The following is a 23951-nucleotide window of genomic DNA, read 5'->3' on the forward strand; positions in this document are numbered from 1 at the left end:
GGCGGCCCTACGATGAGAATCATGGCCGATACCGCCCTGCCGAGCCGCACCTCGCTCGCCGAGCGCCTCGACGTCCTCCCGTTCACCCGCCGGCACCTGCGCCTGCTCACGGGCTCCGGCGTCGGCTGGGCGCTCGACGCGATGGACGTCGGACTCATCTCCTTCATCATCGCGGCGCTCTCACAGCAGTGGGATCTCACGAAGGGGGAGGCCGGCTGGATCGCCTCGCTCGGCTTCGTCGGCATGGCGGTCGGCGCGACCCTCGGCGGTCTTCTTGCGGACCGCTTCGGCCGTCGGCAGGTGTTCGCCCTCACGCTGCTCATCTACGGTGTGGCCACCGGAGCGAGTGCTCTGGTCGGGGGAGTGGCGGCCCTGCTCGTGCTGCGTTTCTTCGTCGGCCTCGGTCTCGGCGCGGAGCTGCCGGTCGCATCGACCTACGTAAGCGAGTTCGCTCCCGCGCGCATCCGCGGACGGCTGATCGTCATCCTGGAAGCGTTCTGGGCCGTCGGCTGGACGGCCTCCGCGCTCATCGGGTTCTTCGTCATCCCCGCCTCCGAGGCGGGCTGGCGATGGGCCTTCGCGCTCGGCGCGATCCCCGCGGTCTACGCCCTCGTCGTGCGGTGGGGTCTGCCCGAGTCGCCGCGCTGGCTGGCGTCCCGCGGACGCATCGCGGAAGCGGATCGCATCGTGGCGGCCTTCGAGGCCGATGCGGGAGTCGAGTACACCCCGCCCCTCCGGAAGGAACCGGCGTCGCGGGCCATCGCGAAGACGGCACGGGCACGGCTCGCGACCCTCTGGAACGCGGAGTTCCGCGTGCGGACGGCGTGTCTCTGGCTCGTGTGGCTGGCCGTGAACTTCGCCTACTACGGGGCCTTCATCTGGATCCCCAGCATTCTCGTGGATGCCGGATTCGACCTCGTCCGTTCGTTCGGGTTCACCCTCGTCATCACGCTCGCGCAGCTCCCGGGCTACGCCGTGGCGGCCTGGCTCATCGAGGTGTGGGGACGCCGCATCACTCTGTCGGTCTTCCTGCTGGGGGCGACCGCGTCGGCCGTCGTCTTCGGCACCGCTACGACCGTGCCGATGATCATCGGCGCCGGCATGGCCCTGTCGTTCTTCACCCTCGGCGCGTGGGGCGCGCTGTACGCGGTGACGCCCGAGATCTACCCGACCTCGCTGCGCGGCACCGGGGCGGGCTGGGCCGCGGGGGTCGGACGCATCGCCTCCATCGTGGCGCCCCTCGCCGTTCCTGTCCTCCTCGTCGCCGGCGGCGCTCCTCTGCTGTTCGTCGTGTTCGCGGCCTGCTTCCTCGTCGCGGCGGCCGCCGCCTGGGGACTCGTCGACCGGAGCGGAGCGGCGCTGGACGACCGGTGACGTCCGGGACCGGGAATAGGCTGGGCGCGTGGCTGATGTACGTTTCGTCGCGATAGGCGACTCCTTCACCGAAGGCGTGGGCGATGTGCTCCCCGATGGGCGCGAGCGCGGCTGGGCCGACATCGCCGCGCAGGGATGGGCGGATGCCGCGAGGCACCCCATCCAGTACGCGAACCTGGCGATCCGAGGGAAGCTGGCCTGGCCGATCGTCGAGGAGCAGCTCGAACCCGCGCTGGCCCTCCGTCCCACGCACCTGTCGTTCAACGGCGGCGGCAACGACATGCTGCGGCCACGGACCGACGTGGAGCACATCGCCGATGCGTTCAGCCGAGTGCTGCGACGGTGTGACGAGGAGGGCGTGACGATGATCCTGCTCTCCGGTGCCAACCCCAGCGGGCAGCTTCCGATGGGCTCTCTCGTGCAGCGCCGAGGCGACCTGCTCTCCGAGGCGGTCCTGCGGCGGATCGAGGATCGCCCCGACGTGATCCGCGCCCTCAACTGGCCGGACACGGAGCTCTCGAAGCCCGCGTACTGGTCGGAGGACCGGCTTCATATGAACGCGGCCGGACACCATCGTGTCGCGGCCCGCGTGCTGCATGGACTCGGCTTCGAGCCGCCGGCAGCCTGGTGGGCGCCGCTCGATCGCTGGACCGCCGGCCCCGCGGGTCTGGCCTACTACCGGGAGTTCGTCGGGCCCTGGGTGCGTCGACGCGTGACGAGGACCTCGTCCGGAGACGGCCGCGCAGCGAAGTACCCCACCTGGGTCGAACGGTCTCCGGCGTGAGCGTCGCCGTACCCCGCGCATGAGCGATATCGAGCTCGTCCGTCTCGCCGCCGGCACGGTGACGCTGCACGACGCCCGGCGACGCACGCGCCGCACCGTGGAACTCGAACCCTTCGCCCTCGGTGTCTTCCCGGTGACCGAAGAACAGGTCACCGAGGTCCTGGGCACCCCGTCACGGCATCCTCGTCGCCCGGTCGCCGACGTGAGCTGGCTGCGGGCCGTCCACTTCTGCAACGCCGCCTCGGAGTGGGAGGGGCTCGATCCCGTCTACCACTTCGAGGGTGAGGATGTGGCCTGGGACACCACGGCGGACGGCTACCGCCTGCCGACCGAGGCCGAGTGGGAGTACGCCTGCCGCGCCGGTTCCACCGGGCCGCACTACGCCCCGCTGGCCGAGGCCGCGTGGACCGCCGCCGACGGAGTCGGTACGCCGCAGGACGTGGGCGGGAAGCTCCCGAACCTGCACGGGCTGTTCGACACGCTCGGGAACGTGTGGGAATGGTGCTGGGACCTCCTCGACCCCGCGCGGTACGACGACTACCGGGTCTTCCGCGGCGGCGGGTTCGCCGACGACGCCTGGAGCGTCCGCGCCTCGGTCCGCCGTGGGGGAGCGCCGCGCATGCACCACGAGGACGTCGGCTTCCGCGTGGCCCGCGGCGCCTTCGACACCGAGGAGGAGGCGCAGGGCTGGTCGGCGGCGGCAGACCGGGACCGCGCCTTCGTCGACGGAGGGCTCCCGTCGGGATGGACGCCGCGCCGGCGTTAGTGCAGGCCGGGTGCGGCGGTTTTGGCCGTGGTCTGTGCCGGGTGGGTGCGGCGGTTTTGGCCGTGGTCTGTGCCGGGTGGGAGACTGAGCGGATGACCAGGCCCTTCGCGCTCATCCTCAACCAGGGTCGCGTCGCCGACCGCACGGACGGAGCCCTCGTCGGGGCGCGCCGCGTCGCCGACGCCCTGTCCTCGCTTCTCCGGCGGGAGCCCGTCGTGGTCGGCACTCCGGAGCCCGGTCGGCTCGACGACTGGTCGGTTGCGCTCCCCGAGGCCTCGGACACGCTCGCGGGCCTCCGTGCCGCGGTGCAGGAGGCGATCACGGGGGAGACGACGCCGCTCCTCGTGACGAACACGTGTGCGGCGAGCCTCGGAACGCTGCCGAGCGTCGCCGAGCACCACCCCGACGCGGTGGTGCTCTGGATCGATGCGCATGGCGACTTCAACACGCCGGACACCACCGACTCCGGCTACCTCGGCGGCATGGTCCTCGCCGCCGCCTGCGGGCTGTGGGACAGCGGCCACGGGGCGGGCATCGACCCGCGGCAGGTCATCGTCGTCGGCGGCCGCGACATCGACCCCGCCGAGGGAGAGCTCCTCGCCGGCGCGGGAGTGACCGTCCTCAGCCCCGCGGAGAGCACGCCGGAGCGGCTGAGCGCTCTCATCGCCGGGCGACCGGTGTGGATCCATGTCGACTGGGACGTCCTGGAGCCCGGCTACATCCCCGCGGCCTATCGGGTCGGCGACGGTCTGCTGCCGCACCAGGTGGCCGCGCTGTTCGCCGCCATTCCGGTCGCCGACGTCCGCGGCGTGGAGCTCGCCGAGTTCGAGGCGGGCGACGCGGAGGTGCCGGAGCGCGTCAGCGTCGAGTTGATCGTGGAGACGGTCCAGCACCTGCTGCGCTGACGGCGCGGAGTGCCGTCACGGCGCGGCGGGTGCGGCGCCGAGGTGCCATGCGGTGATCTCGACCTCGGAGCCCGAGACGATGTCGAGCTCGACCGGCCACGAGCCGCGGTCGAGTCCGGGGAGCACGGCGGCATGCAGGGCGCGGGCGACGAGAGCGCCGTCCGTGGCATTGGCATCCCAGCCGATCACCGCGGTCGCCTCGCCGCCGGGCGGTACCGTGACGGGCGCGATACCGGGGTCGGTCGCCAGGAATGAGGAACCGGGGCGCACCTCGACGTCGAGCGCATGGCCGTTCTGGTCCGCGAACGCGATGTCGGGATACCCCTCGACCACGCAGGGCTCCTCACCGACGTTCATCAGCCGGATGCTCTGGGCGCGGTGCCCCGTGGCCCCGTCGGCGGTTCCGAGCAGCAGTGTGGCTCGGTCGAGTGTGCAGGCGCCCGCGGGAAGCTGGGGTGTCGAGACCCCCGGGGCGCGCTCCGGCACAGGGTCGCCCACAGCCGCCGGATCGACGAAGGCTCCCGTCTCGTCGGTGGCGCGCTGCAGCGCGGCGTTCTCCTCGACGATCTGGCGCTGCCACGCGGCATCGGCCAGGCTCCCGACCACGACGAGAGCGACCACGCTCGCGAGGGTGACACCGAGAAGGCCCGGGGACCACTGCCGCGCAGATTCCTCACCGGCCCTGCGCGAGAACGCCCAGGCGGGGATCCAGCCCCAGGCGAGTCCCCAGTAGGCAGTGTCCGGCGCGGACTCGACGACCGCAGCCGTGAGACCGTGCAGGCCCGAGAGAGGGAGGAAGGACAGGACCCGGGTGACGTCGTCGCACAGCCCGACGACCGTTCCGGCGAGGACGGCACCGAACCAGAGCACGAGGAACGCGGGAGCCCGGCCGACGCCCCGTGCTCCGCGTGCCACGATCCAGACGACGCTGCAGAGCACGGCGGCCGTCACCGTCAGCACGAGGACGCCCCACGCACCGGGGAGCAGCCAGGCATGACTCTGCAGGGGTCCGATACCGGCGAAGCTCAGCAACCGCGTCAGAACGATGTCGGAACCGGTCAGTCGAGCGATGGCGCCGGAGACGATCCAGAGTGCGCCGAGGAGCAGTCCGGCGAGCAGCCCCGCAGGTAACGGTGCTCTCGTGCGACCGTCCCGGTCGCTCGGGAGGGCGGCGGTCGACGGGGGAGCAGAGGCCATGCCTCATCCTATGGGCGCTCAGCGACGCCGCTCGGGGTCCAGCCCCATGCGGATGCGCGTCCGTTTGCGTTCGATGAGGATGAAGACGACCCCGAGGATCCAGAGGGGGATCGGGGTGAGGAACGCGACACGGAAGGCGTCGAGCGTGTAGGTGTCCGGGGTGCCGGCGCCCTGGGCGTCGAGGAGGAGGCCGATCACGAAGACCGCGATCAGGGCTGCGATAAAGCCCCCCGCGTTCGTGACTCCGGTCGCCGTGCTGAGGCGGTGCGCGGGGTTGTGCGTGCGGGCGTGGTCGAAGGCGATCATCGACGCGGGCCCCCCGGTCGCGAGAGCGATCGCCAGGACCCAGAGGAGCCAGTCCGGGGCGGGGCCGGGGAGGGCGATGACCGCGATCCACGCGGCCATCTGCACGCCGACGGCGGGGAGGACGAGGGCGAGCGAGCGGTGATTCGGGAGGCGGCGGGAGAGATCGCCGATGATCGGACCGAGGATCATGCCCGCGACCACGTAGATCGAGATGATCCCCGCCGCGTGGGCGGTGGTCAGGCCCTCGCCTGCCGTGAGGAACGGCATGCCCCACAGCAGCACGAACACCGTGCCGGCGAACGGAGTCGTGAAGTGCGACCAGAACGCGAGCCGCGTGCCGGGATGCGCCCACGCCGCCCGGATGCCGACGCCCGTGTCGATCGCCGACGTCACGACACGCACGACTCCGGTGTCCGTGTTCACCGACACGTCGGGGCCGCTCTCCGCGGGGTTGTTGCGCACGATGAGCCACACGAGGATCGTGAAGAGCAGGCCGAGACCGGCGATGCTGCCGAACGTGATCGACCAGGTGGTGGCGTGCAGCAGGGCGGCGACCGGCACCAGCGCGATCAGCTGCCCGGCCTGCCCGATGATTCCGGTGAACTGGACCATGACGGGCCCCCGTTGCGCGGGGAACCACGTGGCCACCAGTCGCAGCACGGCAGGGAAGACGGCGGCGTCGCCGGCTCCGAGGAGGACACGCGCGACGATCGCGATGCCGATGCTGGGGGAGAGGGCCATGGTGAGCTGTCCGGCTGCCATGAGCAGCATCCCCGCCGTGATGATCGGACGGGATCCGTAGCGGTCGAGGAGGACGCCCACCGGGATCTGCATCCCCCCGTAGACGGCGAGCTGCACGACCGCGAACAGCGCGAGCGTCGAGGCGTCCGCCTGGAAGCGGTCGGCGGCCTCGACACCGACGGCGCCGAGAGAGGTGCGGTTGGTGATGGCGAGCACGTAGGCCGCGACGCCGACGGACCAGATCGCCCAGGCCCGCCACCCCGGTGTGGAGACGGGGGAGTGGGAGACCTGAGGCACCCTTCCACGCTACTCCTGACCGACGATGTCCGACGCCGTGGCTAGAGTGCCCGCATGACAGCCTCCTCGCAGCACCACGCCCTCGACTATGTCGAGCTCGTCGTCACGGATCTCGACGTGGCGAAACGCTTCTTCACCACCGCCTTCGGGTGGAGCTTCCAGGACTACGGCCCTGGCTATGCAGGCATCCTCTCGCCCCGCGGAGACGGGAGCGAGGTCGGCGGGCTCCTGCTCGCGGACGCACCGCGCCCCGTCGGCGGTCCGCTCGTGCTGCTCTACTCCGATGACCTCGATGCGACGAAGGCTGCGATCCAGGACGCGGGCGGTCGGATCCTGCGGGAGCCGTACGCGTTCCCCGGTGGCCGGCGCCTCCACTTCGCCGACCCGAGCGGCAACGAGCTCGGCGTCTGGTCCTCCCACTAGGCGCTGCAGATCACAGCGGTAGGGACGGACGAGTGCCAGACTGCGAGGATGAGTCAGCCACCCCGCATCCCCGAGTTGGCGACGTCGCGCCTCCGCCTGCGTAGGCAGGCGATCGAGGACGCGACCGTCTTCCGGCACTTGTGGACCGAACGCGACGAACGAGTCCCGGCGCACCGGCGCCTCGACGCGGACGGCCGCCCCGACACGGACGACATCCGAGCGCATATCCGCGATGCCGAGGAGTCGTCGCTGCTCACCGTGGAACGCATCGACACCGGCGATCCGATCGGGTACTGCGGTCTCGTCTACGGAGGCGAGGGGGTGGGCACCGAACCGGAGCTCGCGTTCGAGCTGCTGCACACCGAGCACAACCGGGGGTATGCCACCGAAGCTGCCCAGGCCGTCGTGGCATGGGCAGACGGGGCGGGCTTCGACCGCGTCTGGGCCGGCGTCTGGGAATGGAACCTCCCGTCCCGGCGAGTGCTCGAAAAGCTCGGCTTCGTCGAGTCCGGGCAGGAACGCCCGTCCTCCGTCCACGGTCGGAACATCCTGACCGTCAGGGCTCTCTTCGCGACGTGAGAGCGGGCTCCGAGCCGGCTCTCTGGCTCACGTGACTGAGGACCCCACCGGCAGCGCCTCGCCGTCACCCGGGGGCTCCTGCACGAGGTGAAGGGCCTCCGATTTCGTCAGATGGTTGGGGTACAGCGTCCGTGAGAACCTTCCGCGCGGATCGTCTTTGTCGCGGGGGAGATCGATGTGGGCTCGCTCGATCGCCGCGACGAGGAGTTCCGTCTGCTCATCGGTCAACACGAGGAGCCCTCGTTCTCGCAAGCCGACCACTGCTCGCGAGCGATCCGATGCCGTGAGGACGATCGCGATACTCCGGGCTGTGGCGTCCGGCTCCCAGGGGTGCACGACAACCATGGCCGTCGTGAGGGTCGCGGTCGGGATCTCCTTCGTGCCGACGAGCAGACGGGTGGCGTCGCGTGAGATGCGCGGCGGTCGCGAACGTCGCCGCACGACGGCGCTGACGGTGATCGCCACGGCCGCCAGCAGCGCAGCCCCGAGGGGCCATATCCATGCGCCGAGCGGTCCCGACGCCACCGGGATGAGGAACGCGCCGATCATCATCGCAAGGAGAAGCGGCTGTCCTGAGAAGACGTGAACAGCCCACCAGGGGAAGAGAGTCCGCGAACGAGAGCGTCCCAACGGCATCCACTCCTGCACGTCGACGTTCGGCTCGGTCTCCGGGCGATCGGACGAGTGCACCGGTTGAGGCTGCCGCCGCACTCCTCTGACGATCGACGTCACGCCCAGCACACCGAGCACGGCGGACAGCACCCATCCGCGCAGCGGGTCGTCGGCCTCGTTCTGATCGGTCCCCGCCAGTGTGACCACCCCACCCACGGAGATGAGGACAAGGAACACCCCGTAGAGCAAGAAGATCCGACGGGTGCGGCGGGCCGTCCAGGGCTTCGGATCCGTGCCTGGAGGCCACGAGGGGTCGCCCCAGGTCCTTCGCCTCGTGAGCAGGAGGCCGGCCGCCACTCCGACGCATCCGAAAGACAGCGTCACTGCCGCCAGAACGCCGATTCGAGGATCGGCGATCAGGAATGTCGAGGCCACCGCCACCGCTGCGCTGAACATCGCCAGCGCCAGGCCCACCACGGCGGGCCTCAGCGGCCCTTCGCCCCTGTCATCGTGCGCGTCCATCCGCCCGCCCCACATCTCCCCAGTCAGCAGGCGGAAGTTCAGGCCCCTCGATCCTGCCGAGGCCGAAATGTGCCTGTTCCTGAGGATGAACCTACCGTTCCGCAGGACCTGTTGCGACCGCACTCCATGCCCTCCGGAGAGCGTGTACCCCGCCTCGCAGATCGCGAGATGGGGGGAACACAGGCCCGTCGGCCATGCCCACGTTCGGATGAGGGTAGCGCGAGTATGCTCCCAGCGAAGGTGTACGACTCGTAGGATCACGATATGACCTCGCCTCGCCGTGTCCCTGCAGACCTACGGAAGCGCGGGGGCTTCCGGGGAGCCGACGACTCGACCGCCTCGCTCATCCTCGGCCAGTTCTTCGTCGGTGGCTTTTTCCTGTTCATCGTGGCTTTCTTCCTCGCGCTCGGAGCTGCGGAAGAGTACGACGGGGTGACGTCCTTCATCGGGGCGAGCATCATCGCCGTCGTCCTGTCCGTCGTGTCGATGATCACCGCCCTGGTGATCGGCCTGCCCCTTCGCCTCGTCTCGGCGCTTCGCGCGCGGTGGCTCGCGCACGGCGAGATCACCGTCGTCGGGGTCGTCGTCGGACTCAGCGCCTGCATCGTGTCGGTCATGCTGGCGGGCGGAAGCGGGGGAGCGGCGCTCCCGTGGTGGGCGTTCGTCGTCTCTTGGACGGTCCTCGCCTTCTCGGTCGCGCATTTCGTCTGGCCAGGACGACGCCGGCCGCGTGAGTTCCGAGCACCCCGAGACGGCGACCAGCCCGCGTGAGTACGCGCGGGGAGGGTCAGCAGCCGGAGGACCCGGGAGCACGGGACGCCGATGAGCACGTGCCGGCGCACACGCGGCGGGGATACCTCATCGCCGCCGGAACCGGCATCGCGGTGACCGGTGTCGGCATCTGGCTCTCCGCGAACTCCGGGGGAGAGGCAGACGACACCGGACGCAGCCCGGACAACCCCCGAGGGCTACCCGAGTACGAGCCGGTCTACGGCCGCGCGGTCGCGGGTCTCGAGGTCCCGCTCGGCTTCGAGGACTGCGCCCACCCGACGGTGCATGCTGACCGGAGCATCGCGGGCAGCGAACGTCGAACTGTGAGCCCGGTCATCGACCGCTTCATCATCCACCACACCGGCACGACATCGGACCAGTTGGACTTCTTCTCCCGCTGCAACAGGAGATCATCGGCTCCCACCTTCTATCTTCGGCACGACGGCTCGGTCATCGAGACGATCCGCCCGGGAGCGAAGCCGTCGTCGACCGGCGCGGACTGGAACTGGCGCTCCGTGGCGGTGGAGACGCTGGATTTCACCGGAGCCCCGGAGTACACGGTGACCACCGCGCAGGTGGAGGAGATCGCGCAGATGATCGCGTGGCTCGCAGGCTTCGACGGCCGGACGCTGGACGGCGTTCCGGTGCGCTTCCGGATCGACCGAGAGCACGTCATCACCCACCAGGAGACGTGGTCGGGAACGGAGTGTCCCGGCCCGTTCCTCCAATCGCGAGTGGATGACATCGTGGCGCGAGCACAGGTTATCTTCACGACGTCATGAGGCTGGAGCCGTCCGCGACAATAGGGGAGTGCGCCACCTTCTCTCATTGACCGAACTCACCGGGGACGATCTGAGGGAGATCTTCGCGCGCGCCGCGCGGATCGAAGCGGGAACCCTGGCGAGGAGGGACGGCGCGGCCGCCCTGTTCTTCCCTTCCTCGAGCCTGCGGACGCGTGCCTCGTTCGAACGCGGCGCCGCGGAGATGGGTTTGCAGCCGATCGTCTTCCCTCCGGAGGCGCTCGACACCGTCGAGGACGCGGTCGACATCGTCGGATACCTGTCGGCGTGGGTCGAACTCCTCGTCGTCCGGCATGCCGATCTCCACGTGCTTCGTGAGCTCGCTGCCCCTGGGATTCTCCCGGTGGTCAACGCGATGACCAACGCGAACCACCCGTGCGAGGTGCTATCCGATCTCTTCGCGCTCTCGCGCGAGACGGATGTCCGCTCACTCCGAGTCCTCGTGGTGGGACCAGACGGCAACATCGCTCGAGCCTGGGAGGAAGCCCATCGGTCTTTCGGAATCGATGTCGTGCAGGCCTGCCCGGAGGAGGTCCGCACACCCGCGCTGCCGTGGAAGGAGGATCTCAGCGATGCCGTGCAGGAGGCCGACGTGATCATCACGGATGGGCCGGGGGAGCACACCGCGGCCATGGCGCCCTATCGGATCACTGCGGATCTCCTCGACAGCGCCCCTGACGGTGTCCGTTTCGCGCCGTGCCCGCCGTTCGTCCGCGGGCATGAGGTTTCGGTCGCTGCCGCCAACCATCCCGCGTTCGTGGGCTACGAGTTCAAACGTCACCTGAAGAGCGTGCAGCAGGCGATCATGGGGTGGGCGATCGAGGGATGACGGGGAGATGGTCGGGGTGGCGCTCTTTCCTCTACTGGGGAGGAGCATTACCAGGATGAGCATTATTCGTTGCACACCTGAGGACTGCTTGTCCGGGTTCGCGCCGCCGGTCCCTTCCACAAGCGTTCCCATGGGGCTCGCGCGGGGCTGATGCTCCGGGGACCAAGAAAGCGGTCACCGCGGCTGTACGGAAGTCATCGAGTTCGCGTGAGTCGACGGCATCAACATTGATCAGCGCTGGGGCGGCTCGCCCGCGTGGACAACAGTGGCGATGACTTCTACGAGTGATCCTCAGCTCGGCGGCGGGGCGTGTGTAGAGTCGACAGCCAGCAGGTCGCGGAGGATCTTCAGGTTTGCGAGGACCTCGTCGAACGTGATGATGCTCACGCTGCTCGAGTTCCCTCGAAAGAGCTCTAGTGACTTGAGCTTGTCGGGCTCTTGCGGCGTTGGAAGGCGTCCTGCGATCACGAAGCAGCCGATGGAGTAGGCCTCAATGTCGTACTGCCGCGAGTCGGACTTCACGTTGGCGAAATGTAGCTTCAGCTGATGCGCCTGATCCAGAACTTGCGTCACAGCCTCCGATAGCTCAGACGAGATCCCGAATACTCCTTCGCGGTACGCCCGCGACTTGACTATCTGGGTTTTCGGCTTCTTGATCTCAACGAGAGCGATGTTCGCCGTGAGGGGGTTCTTGACAAGGTAGTCAGCGATCTTATTGCCAGACCCGTCGAGTTTGGTTCCCCCGACTGACGCCCCGGACGCCACGCTTACCACCGGCGCCCCGAAAACCTGCTGAAGCGCGAAGGCGTTGGTTTCAAAAAAGCGCTGCCAGTGCTCTTCGTCGTGGTTCTTCTCGATATCGCTCTCGAAGCGCTCGATGAGGCGATCCAGATTCACAAGCTCGATATCGCGTTGAAGCGCGACCATGGTCTCCGGGGCAGCTTCGGCTGCCGCTTTTGCCTGAACCTTCATTGCGTCTACGAGGTCGCGATGTTCTTCGTCCGTCAGTGTCTCTTCGTCATTCGCCGCTCTGGTGAGGAGCTTGCTCATCGCGAGTCTCCCCATCACAGGGGTCGTCTTTTCGATACCGAGCACGCTAGACAGCTCATTGTGGACGAACGCGTCCTTGACTCGGCTCGCTGCGACGTTGCCACGGCCATTGATGCGGACGATCTCGGACCAGATGTTATCCCATGCGTTCAAACCAATGACGAAGATGTCGCCGTCGATTTTCAGCGCCGACCCGAGTTGTTCGATCCTTATCTCTGCGCACGCAGTGTGCTTCTCGATGAGGCGAACCAGACGGTTGCAGTCCTTGAGGAGCCCTAGCCCGAACTGGGGATCCTTCACGAACCCGGCGGGCAGTACGTCCAAGAAGTCAAAGACATCGAAAGTGTCTGGTCCGAACGGCGAAGCGTCCGGCCCTTCTTCAAACGGATTGTCGACGGTTCCCGCGCTGGCATCTGTGAATGAGATACGTCGGATCTGAGAGTATTTCGGGTCGAAGAACCGCTCCGTTCCCTCCAGAGTGTTCAAAGGGAAAGTTGTGACCAACCCGTCGGAAAGTGCGCGCTCGACGAGGACATGTCGGTGGGTCTTGGCCGAGGCGTCCGTCTTTGATATCCGCGGCTGGCGCAATGGTGTGGCAATAAATTGAAACTGCCCTTCAGGTCCAGTTGCAACATTGAGATCGAGTCGGTCGACAGCGTTTCCACCGAATCGTGCCATTGATGTGTTCCCTTCGTCGGTCCTGCTCACGCTACTGGCGATCCGACTGGTTCGTGGTGACGTCCGCGTGGGTCACGATGGACGGGTTCGGTGGTGAACTCGAGCGACCCGCGCAGCGAGGGTTTCGGTGGCCTGCCGATACGTCATCATCGCAGCGAGGAGCGCGTTCGTCGTGTGTGCGACGTTCATGGTTGCGACGAGGTATAGGGTGCCGTCTTCGTTGTCGACGGCGTCTCCGTGCTTGCTCGTGCTCATCATTCGGAGCGGGGAGGGATGGGTGAGGCCCGAGATCAGGCGCCAGACGGTGGCCGCATACCTGCCGTTCAGGTCTGGGTAGTCGGTCGCCTTCTCCACGATCACGCCGTACCCGGGCGCGCCGCCGGTGTAATCGTCGACACTGATGCCTTCAGTTTCGGCGATCTTGGTCATCTGCTCCATGTGGCGCTTCCGGCGAGCAACGCCTCCGCGGATGGCGGCTTGTGAGGCTGATCTTCCCTGGGGTGTGGTGAGGTCAGCGATCTTGGCTGCGGCCTTGATGAGGGTCAAGTCGTAGTCGATGTCGGTCATGCGGAGTTGGAGGAGTCGGATGATGCGGTCGCGTTGAGCATCTGGTCGAAGCAGCCACAGCGCCGTGGAGGCGGACTCGAGCGCGGCACGCAATAGAGGGAAGTGCGCGGTGACGCGGTGCTCGAGCTGTTCGCCGTCGGGAAGGAGCAGCTGTTTGGTGGCAGCCAGGTTGTCGGTGGCCATCGACATGCAGGACGCCACGTAGTGGCTCAGTTGGAGCCAGCTCGTGCGTCGGTCGTCGTCGCCGAGTTCCGAGGTGGGCTTCGCTCGAAGCTGAGCGATAGTCGCGTAGCGCTCAAGGAGCGAGTCCACTTGTCGCAGCCTCTCGGTGAGAACTCGTGAGGCGTTGAGCTCGTCGGCGTCCGTAACCGGAACGCGGATGAGACCTCTTTCGGGCCGAGGCTGGGGTTGCATGGCTCGACCCTATCGGCGCGGAGCCGTCGCGGTCGCTTCGTCGTATATCTCGTGCGCTACGTTGAGCAAGTGACCGAACAGACAGCGCAGCCCGGTTGGCATCCAGACCCGTCTGGGCAGTTCGAGCAACGGTACTGGGATGGCGCCGCGTGGACGGACCATGTGTTCGCCGGCGGCGCGCAGTCCGTCGCTCCGTTGGCGCGAACCCGCGCCGAGGCCCGCGCACTCACAGCACAGACCGCAGCCGACCAGCGCCCTGAGCAGATCGCCGCGCCTGTGGCTTCGGCGACCCAGGCCTCCTCGTCTGTCGGCACCCACAACCCGCTGGTCCTGGAGAACATCCCGCTGGTCGGCGCTCGCAAGCACGCCGAGAAGCTGCGCTCCGAGGTCGCGCGACTTCAGGGACTAATCGACCAGTACGGGCTCCAGGAAGTGGCGGCGCTCGACGACCTGAAGCGTCACTTGAATCAGGAAGTCGATGATGTGCGCGGGCAGGTAGCCGCCGTTGCGGCGGAGCTGTCGTCTCGTCAGGCCGACATCGCGGCGACGGAGGCATCACTCCTCGATCTGCGTGGCGCCGTCGAGATCCAGGAGCTCGGTCTCTACGACTACGAGCATCCTGCTGAGGACTCGGTCGCTCTGGCAACGCAGCTCGAAGCGCTGCGTGCAGACATCAAGACGGCAGTCCGCACCGGTCGTGCGACGCAGGCATCGAGCAACTTCACCTTCAACAACAGCACGGCCAAGGGTGCGAAGTTCGTCCGCGACATGTCGAAGCTCATGCTCCGCTCCTACAACGCGGAGGCCGAGAACTGCGTCAAGGCCGTCCGGGCCGGTAACCTCGCCACTGCTCAGAAGCGACTCACGACCGCCATGGAGCAGATCGCCCGTCTGGGCACCATGATCGACCTGAGCATCACGTCGTACTTCCACCAGCTGCGTCTGCGTGAGCTCGAGCTGGCCAACCGGCACCTCCGCGCCGTTCAAGAGGAAAAGGAAGCGGACCGCGCCCATCGTGAGGAACTTCGGGAGCAGCGCAAGGCGGAGAAAGAACTCGCCGCCGAGAAAGCGCGACTCGAGAAGGAACGAGGGCACTACGCCAACACCATCGCGGCACTCGAAGCCAACGGCGACCACGAAGGCGCAGAGCGGATGCGGGCGCGCCTCGCCGATGTCGATCACGCCATCGAGAACGTCGACTACCGTGCGGCGAACATTCGAGCCGGGTATGTGTACGTCATCAGCAACGTCGGATCATTCGGACCAGATGTGGTGAAGATCGGGCTCACTCGCCGGCTCGAACCGATGGACCGCGTCAACGAACTCGGCGACGCGTCCGTACCGTTCCGTTTCGACGTCCACGCACTGTTCTTCGCCGACGACGCCGTCAGCATCGAGGCGATGCTGCATCAGCACTTCGCCGACCGCCGCATCAACCGGATCAACTTGCGCCGCGAGTACTTCCGCGCCACGCCTACCGAGGTGCGCGAGGTGCTGAAGGCGCACTCCGTCGAGCTACTCGACTTCAAGCTGGAGCCCGCTGCGGAGGAGTACATGGCGACGCGGGCTCTTCAAGGCGTCTAGCCCCTTGCGCAATACGCGACGTGGCACAGAAGACTGGCAGGATCGACTGAATTGAGTCGAAGGAGAGCGCCGTGGGAGAGAAGGGGTTTCGGCCGACAAGCCCGCGCTTGCACCGTAAATCCGGTAAGTGCGCGCTCTGCGGACAGTTCATGCCGCTGACCCTCGCGCACGTGCCACCGAGGGCGGCGTTCAATGACGGCGCTGGTTCGTTGGGCGGAGTCGATGGCGATGATGCGTTGGCGTACGGTCGCCCACGAACTGGTGGGCTCCGGATCCCGGCTCACTGTGAGAGCTGCCGCGCACAGACGTCGCCATGGGATGACGAGTACATTCTTTGGGCGCGCGAGTTCGCCGGGATTCTCGTCCAGTCCGAGTGGAAGGGGCAACGGACGGAGGTCAGCGGCAAGCTGCGGAACGTGAGGCCAGGGAGATTCATCAGGGCAGCACTTGCAGGGATGACTGCGCTCGCGTCGAACCTCATCGACACTCATCCTGCGCTTGTCCGGACTGTTAGAGAGGGAGTCGCGGACGTGATGCCTCCTGATCTCAGGTTCCTCGTGGGTATCGCACCGGATCGCACGACAGCGCATATTGAGGGCGCGCACGGGGGCATAGTGGCTTCAGTTTCGGCTGGACGAGAGCTTTCTTGGCCGACGTTGTCAGCGGTGATCCACTTTCCGCCATTCAGCTTGTTGTTGGCCGACGAAGCGCTAACGGGTGATCTCCCGCACGCGGATGCGTCGCAGTGGCTGGAATTCGATGTGAACGAGATAGTGGCCGAGATCGAGTTCGTCGCGATCCCTGTCGTGGTCTTTTCGGAGACCCCAACTGGGAGGCCGGTCCCTCTGTCGATGCTTAGGTTTCAGAGCGCCACAGTGTGATCGCCTCGACGGCTCCCCGGCCGCGCTGGGAGGTCCTTGCTGATTGCGGAGATTCTGATGGCGAGGTCCATGCCGGATGCGACTCCCGCGGCGGTCGTGACGCGTTCATCGATGACGACTGGCTCGTTCACGAGCTCCGGCGCCGTACCCGGGGACCAGGTGTAGGCTCGCGCTCCGCGAGCTAGTGTTCGTCCTACTGGCAGCCACCCGAGAGGCAGCATGACGAAGCCCTCCATGGTCGAGGATGATGTCGAGGTCCCGCGACGCTTTGTCAAATTTCGGCTAGAGTTTTCCCCTCATTGCGGGGTCTTCAGATATCAGGGCGTCTGGGGACCTGCGCTCTCCTGGGAGCGCACGTGGTTGGGAAGTCGCGCAAATCCTGGGTGCTCGGGTAGGCCTGGGATTCCCCATGGCTGGGCGAGGACCGTCGTGTGACCGGCGCGTTCGATATGAGTCGGAGAATAGATGACCCAGGGGAGTCCGTCCGCAGGACGGACAGTAATCGTCTTTCCTTCCGCAGTATCGTCGACGAAGGCTTGCCGAAGAGACTCGGCGTCGTCCACCAGTGCATGGTGCGTGTAGTAGGCAAGGCCGTCGATCTCCAGAAGTTCTCCGAAGAATTCGATACCGAACCCGCTCTGCCGAATGACCGCTGCACGGTCACCGGCGAGTAGACCTTCGATCCCTGGGTCGGAGGTGCCGTCGAGTATGCCCCCGAAGGTTCCGTTGCGCGGGTGCGCCGTTGCTGAGCCTTCGACGAGCCTGCGCATGATTCGCGCCCAGATCAAGTCGGTGCTGTCGATGTTCGACGGCAGTCGCAGGTCCACTTCGAAATAGTCCTCCAGCGTGCACACGTCGTTGATGAAGCTCGTGAAGGTGTCATCCCGGCCAGCCGCTTCTGGGGCATCGAAGTTCAGAAGAATCGGGGGCATCCCGTCGAAGGTGAGAGCGATGATTGGCGCTTGATGAGTTTCCTCGATGAAGCGCAGTGCGCGCCGTATCTCCCGCGCCCGGAACCCTAGGAAGTCGGCGCTGAACGTGATTGCACCGCTTTCGTTTCGGTCAAGAGGGAGGGTCCATCGCTGTGTGATCCCACCTTCGAGTTTGGCGTCGAAGGTGTACCCACCGTACCCGTGGGCGAGCGCGGTAGTTCGACCGCGCACCGCGGCCAGGATTCGACCCGAGGCGTCCCGCGCCTCGACGCGGATGGATCGCGGCTCGTGCGCTTCGCCCGCTGGTCCGAAATGAACTTCAACATCGTCGAGGACTTCGCGAAACCAATCCGGACCGGTCTTCTCGAAGTGCCGGATCACATGGGTGGGAAGAACGACAGGCTCAATGGCGCCGAACTTCATGGCCGATTCCCACCGAGCCTTGAGGTGTCCGTCATCGGGAGTGAACTGCAGAGTGAAGTTGGCGCCGAGCGGTTCCCGGTCGGGGGCGTCTGCACGTTTGGGGAAGTACGTTTCGAGGTATGAGCCGTCGGGCTCCATCGCGAAGGATGTGCCCCAGTACTCGCTGCGGCCGTGGAGTCGGTCCGACATCCTGGCCACTTCAGATCGGAGGTCACCCGGGCGCTCGAGGGCTGCCTCTTCTCGGTGGACGGCTCGCAGGAGTTCAAGCGAGCGGTCCATGGTGAATCGTTCCTCGATGTCGGGGTGCTTCGCCAACAAGCCGTCCATCTCAGCCGGCCCGAGGAACGAGACCCTGACGTCATATCCCTTTCGCATGGCCCGAACGGCTTGGCGCTCCTTCGCCGTTACGTTACGCGGGACGACTAGCGTCCAGGCTGGCGGATTGTGCTTCAAAGCCTCGAGAAGCGACCTCTTGATCTGTGTGCGTCGGTTCACGAAGCCACCTGAGAATCCCTCGGGGAAATGCTTCAGCTGGTAGATCCGTAACAGTTCGTCTGTGCGCCTAGACCGTACGTCGACGTCTATCCCGCCGTCGCCCCCTCGTCCGTCGATGGCCATAGCAACTTGGCCATCGCTGGTGAACTCTCGTACGAGCAGACTTTCGACGAGCGCGTTGAAGGTTGACTCGTCGAGCGTCGACCAATTGATCCTGCTCTGGTTCATCAGTCTCCTTATTCACCTCAGACCAAGGTAAGGCTGAACAGGTAACTCATCCGGACGGCTCTCCGGATGCCCTATTCGGCGATGGTGGTGACCGCGACCGCTAGAAGATCTAGTCGTAGCTCCGATGGACATGCCAGCTGTCATCGGCCCTGAAGACGTCGAACACCATCGCGTAGCCGTCCTCGTTTGTTCCCTGAAACCGTCATCCGTACAGACCGCGATGGGGCGTTTGCGGCGTGAGCCAGATCTCGTCACGCAGTCGGGTCGGGGTATCTGACACCCGCCAGCGGTGCCCGGCGAACAGCATCCTCGTGGGGATGTCGTCGACCATCCATATGGTGGCGGGAGGGGCGGTGACGGGAAGCATGGACCAAGAATAGAACATGTGTTCGAATGTTGCTAGCGTGTGTTTAGGCCGGAGAGAGGAGCCGGCGTGGGGTCGAGCAAGCGTCTGGCGGCGCACTACGACATGCGGGCGCAGCACCGCGCGATCCTTGCCGCCGCCCGTGCGGGCCCGCTCCAGTCGTTGACCGACCGCGAGCTCGGTCTTCGCGACCATCCCGTCACGATCTATCCCTATCCGTTCGTCGCTGTTCGGGCGTGGGTGCGGTTCGGGCCGGAAGCGATTCGTGTCGATGCGAAGCTCCTCAGGTCCACCCCGCTGGCTGCCGGCGTGGGGTTCCGGGCGGAGGAGCAGGTGTTCCGCTGCTGGGTGTGGGGGAACGCTGTCGAGTCGATCCCGGGCGACGACGAGTAGGCGTCGCGCGGGACGAGCATCAAGAGGTCTGGGCGGCCACCGGAGCTCCGGGCCGCCCAAGGCGCCCTTCGTCGAGCAGCGTTATGGCGCGGGGAGGATCCACCTCGGGCAACGCGACGTTGACCATTGCGCGCCTATGTCCTTCCCCGCGCGATCCCGGTCTCGAAGACTCGAGGAACGGGAGTATCGGGATCGAATCACTCCTAGACGTTGTCGGCCCTGAGGCGGATGGCGAAGGTCGGGAGGAGACGGTGTGGCTGCAATAGAATCGCGACGTGACCGACCTGCACGGCTATGAGCCTCAAGCGCGACTCGAACGCGCCGAAAAGGTCAAGGATTGGTCCGAGAATCTTCGTCGAGATCGTCGGTTAGTCGACAGGCTCACGACAGGCATCGGAGCGAGTCTGGTTGCATTTGGAATCGTGCTCGCCGCCGCAATATGGTTGCGAAGCCTGGACGGCACGGTGCTCAGCGCGATGCTGATGGTCTTCGCGGCTCTACTCCTTGTCGCGTTGCTGACGCGCGCCATCGCGCTGAGATGGTACTCATACAGGGCAGAACGAGCGGCGCGCCGAGTTGACGGAATGCTTCGCGAACTGGATGAGATGGAGGCTCTCGCGAGCACAGCAAAACAGGCAGCCCAGGACGCAGACGAAGTCTTGCGGACTGCTCGGCAGAACTCGGACGACTTGCTTGCGCGATCCCGAGAGGTCACGTCAGATCTTCTGCACTGGGCGCTCTCCGACAGCGAGGCCCCCGATGATGGCCAGTCCCTCGATGAAGAGCCTGTGGCGCCGAGCGATCTCGTGCAGCGCACCGCGGCGGAGCTCCTCCTCGCTCTGGATCGCGCCCGGGAGGATGCGGCCAGTTACCTACGTCACACGCGCAGGGTCGCGGCTCGCGAGCTTGCGAGCGTGGACCGCCAGGAGAGCTGGCGGCTCGCGCGAGAGCAGGGCGAACCCTCGATGGAGAATGCGCGGCGGATTGCAGACACACTCCGGGAGCGAACGCGCGAGGAGGTGAGGACGTTCCTGGCCGCTGCGCAACTCTCGGCTGAGGAGAATCTCGAGCGCGTATACGAGGAAGCGGTCGCGCGGCTTGAAGCTGCCAATGAGTCCTCGAACCTTTCCGGCTCCACGCCAGGAGAGTCTGAGGGCGACGGTGAGTAAGAAGCACAAGTCACTCGACCGCGTCGCGAAGGATCTGCGGGCTGAGCGCAAGAACTTTGAACGAGTTGCGCGAGAGTTCCGTCACGACAGTGCAAGCTCCAGCAAGGAGTCGAATCGGACGCTACTTGTCGTCGCCGCGATTGGCACTGTCGGGGTGATCGCCGCGGCGGTCATCGATAAGTTCCCGGAGATCGCACCCTCCGACCCGCCCGCAGCTCCCGAATACATCTGTTCTGAAAGCTATAACCGCGCCATCGAGATGTATACGCAGGATGGTGTCTGGATGATGCTTCCCGAAGAGTCGGAAGAGGAAGCGTACTGCGACGTGAACGGGCGCATGATCGATGCGTTCGACCTGCCGCCGGGTGAGACGGTGTATCTCAACCCCGCTCCCTAACTCGTTGTTCGGGAACAGGTAGACGTTCTCGTCGTCGGCGGGCAGCATGAGGAGGGTGAGATCCTTCCCGCCCTCCAGGACGTCGGTCTCTGTCCATCCCAGTGCCCTGGCCATGCCCGCTGCCGTGTAGCACGGGCCCAGGTGCTCAGCCCACGCGGTCGGCTCCTCGCCATTCACGACTGCTCCTGGTCGGGATTCCGGGTGTGACGTCGGCGGACCTCTTCGAGGATTTCCTCGAGGCTGCGGAGCCCGTCGATGTAGTCCTGGGCATCGCGGAGGGCATCTCGTGTCGGGGCAAGGCCGTCGAGCCGGCAGGAGTGGAACGCTTCGAGGACTCCGTCCAGCCGCTCCTCCCGCGTTCGGACGTGGTCGTCACTACCCATCGGGGAACGCTGCCGCTCTCATCTGTTGAACCGTCGGGACCTCTAGGCGCAGCGTCCGCAGGTCGAGGAACGCGAGGCTGCCCTGCATCGTGTCCCTTCCGAAACTCGCCACGCGGCGCCCGTCCTCGGTCGCACCGCCGCCAGCGACATGCATATGGCCATGCATCAAGAGTTCGGGTCGGACCGCGTCCCAGACCTGGGCGACTCGCTCGCGTGACTGCGCAGACTCCGCGAGAGTTTCGTCAGGGAATCCCATCGGATTCGACCGCAGCATCTCTTGTACGGCGCGAACGGGCGTGCGGGCAGGCGACTCGTGCGTCAGCATCAGGTCCGCAGGCCCACCGGCGATGGCCGCGGCAACGCTTTCGTCGGAGATGCGCTCATCAGGCCACCAGCCGGCGCCTTCTCTTCGCCAGAGCCGGTCGACGGAGGCCGCACCGCCCAGCGACACGACCGACCGTCCGCCGATGGTGAGCCTCGCGGGCCGCGCCAAGAGCCAGGTGAGCTCCGAGACGCGCACGGCGGAGCCGGCGCTCGCATCGACAATCGGGGTGACCTGATCCCAGGGTTCATGGTTACCGAGAGTGACGTAGATGCGGTCGATGTCCGTGTCGGCGAGGGTCTCGTCGACGACATCGGGATCGATCCACCAGTCCCCGAGCTGGAGGATCGTCGTGACGTCCGGCGCAAGGGCCGGCAAGATCCGAGAGAGTGTTCGGACCCAGCCGACGTTGCCGTGCCAGTCACCGCACACCGCCACACGTTGGTCGGGCAGCGTGATGTCCGAGGCGTACTCGAAGGCCTTCATCGCGCCCTCGCTGCCTGTCGTGCGCGCGAGCGCTCGCGGAACGTCGGACCTACCCGAAGACTTCGTTCGATACCGGGATCCCAGCTGATCCATCCGCCTCGCTTCCACTGGATCGCGACATGGAGGCGGAACGCGTGATGGATCGTGGCGCGAACCGGGTAGGTCAGACCCACAGGCCACTCGGGGTGCAGCTGGTCGCGCGGGAAAAGCTCCGAGAACAGCTCGGAGAACGTCGGTCCGCGGCCGGTGCGTCGCCGCACGCGGGCGATGAAGATGGCCGCGGTCAGGCCCATTTCGTTGGCTCGCTCCTCATCGGTGAGCGCTCTGAACGCCGCGATCCAAGCGTCAGGAGCCTCGACCCCTGTGGCGCTCCACCAAATCGGTCGGGAATCAGTCACTGCTACTCAACAATCGGGGTCGACCTGAACGGGACCTACGCACCGAGGCGACCCGGAGCCGATGCGCAGCGGCACACGTGCAGGTCGAGACGCGGAGAGCGTCAGTCGATGGAGTGAATGTTTCGTATGGCTTTGAGAATTATGCCACATGAACAAGGCCATGAGTCTGCGCCTTCGGGCAAGGCTGAGAAGGTGAGCGGGTCGGATACGGATGCCAACGACGGATGGCGAGTTTTCGCCGCCGAACTCGGTTTGCGGATCCATCGCCTCCGCGTTGAGAAGGGCTTGTCGCAGGAAGCCGTTGCCTACCGCGCCGGAATCACCAGGTTCACGTACCAGCGGTATGAACGGGGCAAGGCGCAGTCCGAATCCCCGGCGAACCCGACCTTGAAGACTCTACTTGCCTTGTCACAGGTCCTGGAGGTCACACTTCAGGAGCTAGTTCCGTCTCCGGTGCCGGATTTAACCGCCAAGTAGGCGTGTGGCCGTATCGCGCGGATCGGCGGGGGAGTGGTGGTGCTCCAGGCACGCAGGCTCATCGCAGAGTCATTCATCGACACGACCGTGAACGTACCCGCGGTATCTCACATTTGTGTAATGCTCGTGCGCTCCCATCGCTGTGTAACTGAACCCGAAGCTATCCGCGACCACGGGCCCGGGAATCGATGCAACGAGTTCGTCGAGAGCGGTGTTCTTCCCGGCGAGGATGTTCACTCCGAGGTCGTTGAGCTCCTTCTTCAGTTGTTCACGCGTTACGTGACCACCTGCGCGCGCTCCCGGGAAGAGGTAAGGGTTGGTATCAACGGGCGCTGTGCGGGTGCGCGCGCGGGATTCAAGATGGTGGCGCATGATCGCGTCGAATGGTTGCGGCACGTCGACGGTTTCCTCGTGGCCGAGACGGAGACTCATCGCTCCGGACGTATCCAAGATGACGTTCTCGACTCGCATGCGGGCGATCCGCGACAGCGGCTGCCCGAAAGCCAACAGGAGTATCGCCACGCATCGGGTCGACGGAGCCAGGCTCGCTTCGGTCAAGTAGAAGTTGAGCCAGGCCAAGCGGTCGCTCTGTGTCATTCGTCGGGTTTGGGCCCGAACGTGTCGCGTTGGCACGTCCAGCAGGGCGGAAAGGCGCATCTTCCCGGAGAACTTTACGAAGTCGCGCACCGTGTATCGACTGGTATTGCCAGTAGTCAGCCAAACTTCGATGTCACCTTGCGTGCAGAGCGACAGTGTAGTGCCGTGTGCTTCCAGCCATTGCAGGAAGGTGGCCGCCGCGGTGATCAGCTGCTTCGCGTTGTGGGCGGCTGCGTGCGTATCTTGCCCTGCCGAGTGCATGTCGCGTATACGACGCAACTGACTCCAACTTATGTATCTCTCAATCGCTTGCCGGTGTTCTCCCGCGAAAGGGGTCACTTTGACGCGGCACCATTTCTCAAACCTCTCGAAAGACTCGTCTCGAGACTCCAGCATCCCGCAGTCAATCAGAAGTGCGCGTAGGTGATTGACGGCACCGCTTTGGGGGAGGCGGTCAAGTTCTTCGTGGTCCAGTGGCATCTCGCCCACCGCGATGGTCTTCAAGAGTGATTGGACTTGTGCTGAGCGAAGCCATGTCAGGATGCTGGTCGGACGATCCGCGCGAAGTAGGTACTGCTGAAGAGGGGCAAGTCGCGCCTCCTCTGCGGGCGTTCCCAGAATCGCGTCAAGATCGTCGGCAAGTGAACAGCGCTCGCAAAGTCCAGCTCGAAAGATCGCCGCCTCAGAGGCGCAACGCACACACCGGAAGCTCTTCCCCAGTCCCGCACAGTCGCTACAGATCGCTGCACCCAGTCTGTCAACGCCTGGAAGCAGGCGGCTGGCCCGGCATTCCGGGCACACGCCGTG

Annotated in this window: 24 protein-coding genes; 15 read left to right on the forward strand and 9 right to left on the reverse strand. The window is 66.0% G+C overall.

Translation table 11 applies throughout. The annotated features are described in order from the left end of the window. Positions 1-21 precede the first annotated feature (21 nt). The 4 genes from AB0300_RS05530 (at position 22) to AB0300_RS05545 (ending at position 3829) form a co-directional block, all read left to right on the forward strand. Positions 22-1374: an MFS transporter gene (locus AB0300_RS05530; protein ID WP_366215598.1), complete on the forward strand. Its 1353-nt coding sequence runs from the start codon at positions 22-24 to the stop codon at positions 1372-1374. A gap of 28 nt (positions 1375-1402) precedes the next feature. After that, entirely contained in the window at positions 1403-2158 is a 756-nt protein-coding gene (locus AB0300_RS05535; RefSeq protein ID WP_366215599.1) for an SGNH/GDSL hydrolase family protein, read from the forward strand. A gap of 19 nt (positions 2159-2177) precedes the next feature. Next, entirely contained in the window at positions 2178-2924 is a 747-nt protein-coding gene (locus AB0300_RS05540; RefSeq protein ID WP_025103461.1) for an SUMF1/EgtB/PvdO family nonheme iron enzyme, read from the forward strand. Between the two features lie 92 nt (positions 2925-3016). Continuing rightward, a complete protein-coding gene (locus tag AB0300_RS05545; protein ID WP_085607511.1) occupies positions 3017-3829 on the forward strand; it encodes an arginase family protein in 813 nt (270 codons plus the stop codon). Positions 3830-3844: 15 nt separating this feature from the next. Here AB0300_RS05545 and AB0300_RS05550 read toward each other — a convergent pair whose 3' ends face one another. Further along, the gene (locus AB0300_RS05550) at positions 3845-5026 is read right to left on the reverse strand and encodes a DUF4232 domain-containing protein (RefSeq protein WP_366215600.1); all 1182 of its coding nucleotides are present in this window, start codon (positions 5024-5026) and stop codon (positions 3845-3847) included. A gap of 18 nt (positions 5027-5044) precedes the next feature. Further along, on the reverse strand, positions 5045-6370 hold the full coding sequence (locus AB0300_RS05555; protein ID WP_025103458.1) for an MFS transporter: 1326 nt from the start codon (positions 6368-6370) through the stop codon (positions 5045-5047). A gap of 54 nt (positions 6371-6424) precedes the next feature. Here AB0300_RS05555 and AB0300_RS05560 point away from each other — a divergent pair, with 54 nt between their 5' ends. Both AB0300_RS05560 and AB0300_RS05565 read left to right on the forward strand, forming a co-directional pair. Beyond that, complete coding sequence (locus AB0300_RS05560; protein WP_366215601.1) at positions 6425-6793, forward strand: VOC family protein; 369 nt, start codon at positions 6425-6427, stop codon at positions 6791-6793. A gap of 48 nt (positions 6794-6841) precedes the next feature. Beyond that, on the forward strand, positions 6842-7372 hold the full coding sequence (locus AB0300_RS05565; protein ID WP_366215602.1) for a GNAT family N-acetyltransferase: 531 nt from the start codon (positions 6842-6844) through the stop codon (positions 7370-7372). Positions 7373-7399: 27 nt separating this feature from the next. Here the strand turns inward: AB0300_RS05565 and AB0300_RS05570 are convergent, their stop codons facing one another. Further along, on the reverse strand, positions 7400-8506 hold the full coding sequence (locus tag AB0300_RS05570) for a hypothetical protein (protein ID WP_366215603.1): 1107 nt from the start codon (positions 8504-8506) through the stop codon (positions 7400-7402). Positions 8507-8770: 264 nt separating this feature from the next. Between AB0300_RS05570 and AB0300_RS05575 the strand changes: the two genes are divergently transcribed. The 3 genes from AB0300_RS05575 to AB0300_RS05585 are packed head-to-tail and all read left to right on the forward strand — an operon-like array spanning position 8771 to position 10906. Beyond that, positions 8771-9277, forward strand: coding sequence for a hypothetical protein (locus tag AB0300_RS05575; RefSeq protein ID WP_085607501.1), 507 nt, complete (start codon positions 8771-8773; stop codon positions 9275-9277). Next, positions 9274-10059: an N-acetylmuramoyl-L-alanine amidase gene (locus tag AB0300_RS05580; protein ID WP_126893191.1), complete on the forward strand. Its 786-nt coding sequence runs from the start codon at positions 9274-9276 to the stop codon at positions 10057-10059. Before AB0300_RS05575 ends, AB0300_RS05580 begins: the two co-directional genes overlap by 4 nt. Before the next feature lie 28 nt (positions 10060-10087). Continuing rightward, the gene (locus tag AB0300_RS05585) at positions 10088-10906 is read left to right on the forward strand and encodes an ornithine carbamoyltransferase (protein ID WP_366215604.1); all 819 of its coding nucleotides are present in this window, start codon (positions 10088-10090) and stop codon (positions 10904-10906) included. 291 nt (positions 10907-11197) lie between these two features. Here AB0300_RS05585 and AB0300_RS05590 read toward each other — a convergent pair whose 3' ends face one another. Further along, positions 11198-12664: a Shedu immune nuclease family protein gene (locus AB0300_RS05590; protein ID WP_366215605.1), complete on the reverse strand. Its 1467-nt coding sequence runs from the start codon at positions 12662-12664 to the stop codon at positions 11198-11200. 42 nt (positions 12665-12706) lie between these two features. Continuing rightward, on the reverse strand, positions 12707-13513 hold the full coding sequence (locus tag AB0300_RS05595; RefSeq protein ID WP_366215606.1) for a hypothetical protein: 807 nt from the start codon (positions 13511-13513) through the stop codon (positions 12707-12709). A 96-nt stretch (positions 13514-13609) separates the two neighbouring features. Between AB0300_RS05595 and AB0300_RS05600 the strand changes: the two genes are divergently transcribed. Next, on the forward strand, positions 13610-15199 hold the full coding sequence (locus tag AB0300_RS05600; RefSeq protein ID WP_366215607.1) for a DUF4041 domain-containing protein: 1590 nt from the start codon (positions 13610-13612) through the stop codon (positions 15197-15199). Positions 15200-15348: 149 nt separating this feature from the next. After that, entirely contained in the window at positions 15349-16080 is a 732-nt protein-coding gene (locus AB0300_RS05605) for a hypothetical protein (protein WP_366215608.1), read from the forward strand. 317 nt (positions 16081-16397) lie between these two features. Here the strand turns inward: AB0300_RS05605 and AB0300_RS05610 are convergent, their stop codons facing one another. Further along, positions 16398-18158 carry a hypothetical protein gene (locus AB0300_RS05610; RefSeq protein WP_366215609.1) on the reverse strand — a complete coding sequence of 587 codons (1761 nt, stop codon included), beginning with the start codon at positions 18156-18158 and terminating at the stop codon, positions 16398-16400. A gap of 433 nt (positions 18159-18591) precedes the next feature. Here AB0300_RS05610 and AB0300_RS05615 point away from each other — a divergent pair, with 433 nt between their 5' ends. From AB0300_RS05615 to AB0300_RS05625, 3 genes are all read left to right on the forward strand, one after another. Continuing rightward, the gene (locus AB0300_RS05615) at positions 18592-18915 is read left to right on the forward strand and encodes a hypothetical protein (protein ID WP_366215610.1); all 324 of its coding nucleotides are present in this window, start codon (positions 18592-18594) and stop codon (positions 18913-18915) included. A gap of 275 nt (positions 18916-19190) precedes the next feature. Next, on the forward strand, positions 19191-20084 hold the full coding sequence (locus AB0300_RS05620) for a hypothetical protein (RefSeq protein WP_366215611.1): 894 nt from the start codon (positions 19191-19193) through the stop codon (positions 20082-20084). After that, complete coding sequence (locus AB0300_RS05625) at positions 20077-20481, forward strand: hypothetical protein (RefSeq protein WP_366215612.1); 405 nt, start codon at positions 20077-20079, stop codon at positions 20479-20481. The genes AB0300_RS05620 and AB0300_RS05625 overlap by 8 nt, the downstream gene beginning before the upstream one ends. A gap of 173 nt (positions 20482-20654) precedes the next feature. Here the strand turns inward: AB0300_RS05625 and AB0300_RS05630 are convergent, their stop codons facing one another. Beyond that, a complete protein-coding gene (locus AB0300_RS05630; protein ID WP_366215613.1) occupies positions 20655-20864 on the reverse strand; it encodes an antitoxin VbhA family protein in 210 nt (69 codons plus the stop codon). Continuing rightward, the gene (locus AB0300_RS05635) at positions 20857-21672 is read right to left on the reverse strand and encodes a metallophosphoesterase (protein ID WP_366215614.1); all 816 of its coding nucleotides are present in this window, start codon (positions 21670-21672) and stop codon (positions 20857-20859) included. Before AB0300_RS05635 ends, AB0300_RS05630 begins: the two co-directional genes overlap by 8 nt. 539 nt (positions 21673-22211) lie before the next feature. On the opposite strand from AB0300_RS05635, the gene AB0300_RS05640 reads away from it, so the two are divergent. Beyond that, the gene (locus tag AB0300_RS05640) at positions 22212-22547 is read left to right on the forward strand and encodes a helix-turn-helix transcriptional regulator (protein WP_366215661.1); all 336 of its coding nucleotides are present in this window, start codon (positions 22212-22214) and stop codon (positions 22545-22547) included. A 69-nt stretch (positions 22548-22616) separates the two neighbouring features. On the opposite strand, the gene AB0300_RS05645 is transcribed toward AB0300_RS05640, so the two are convergent. After that, positions 22617-23648 (reverse strand): hypothetical protein, encoded by a 1032-nt coding sequence (locus tag AB0300_RS05645; protein WP_366215615.1) that lies wholly within the window; start codon positions 23646-23648, stop codon positions 22617-22619. Positions 23649-23951: the final 303 nt, after the last annotated feature.

Origin of the sequence: Microbacterium sp. NPDC078814, from assembly GCF_040702645.1 — a bacterium.
In the GTDB taxonomy this organism is placed as follows: domain Bacteria; phylum Actinomycetota; class Actinomycetes; order Actinomycetales; family Microbacteriaceae; genus Microbacterium.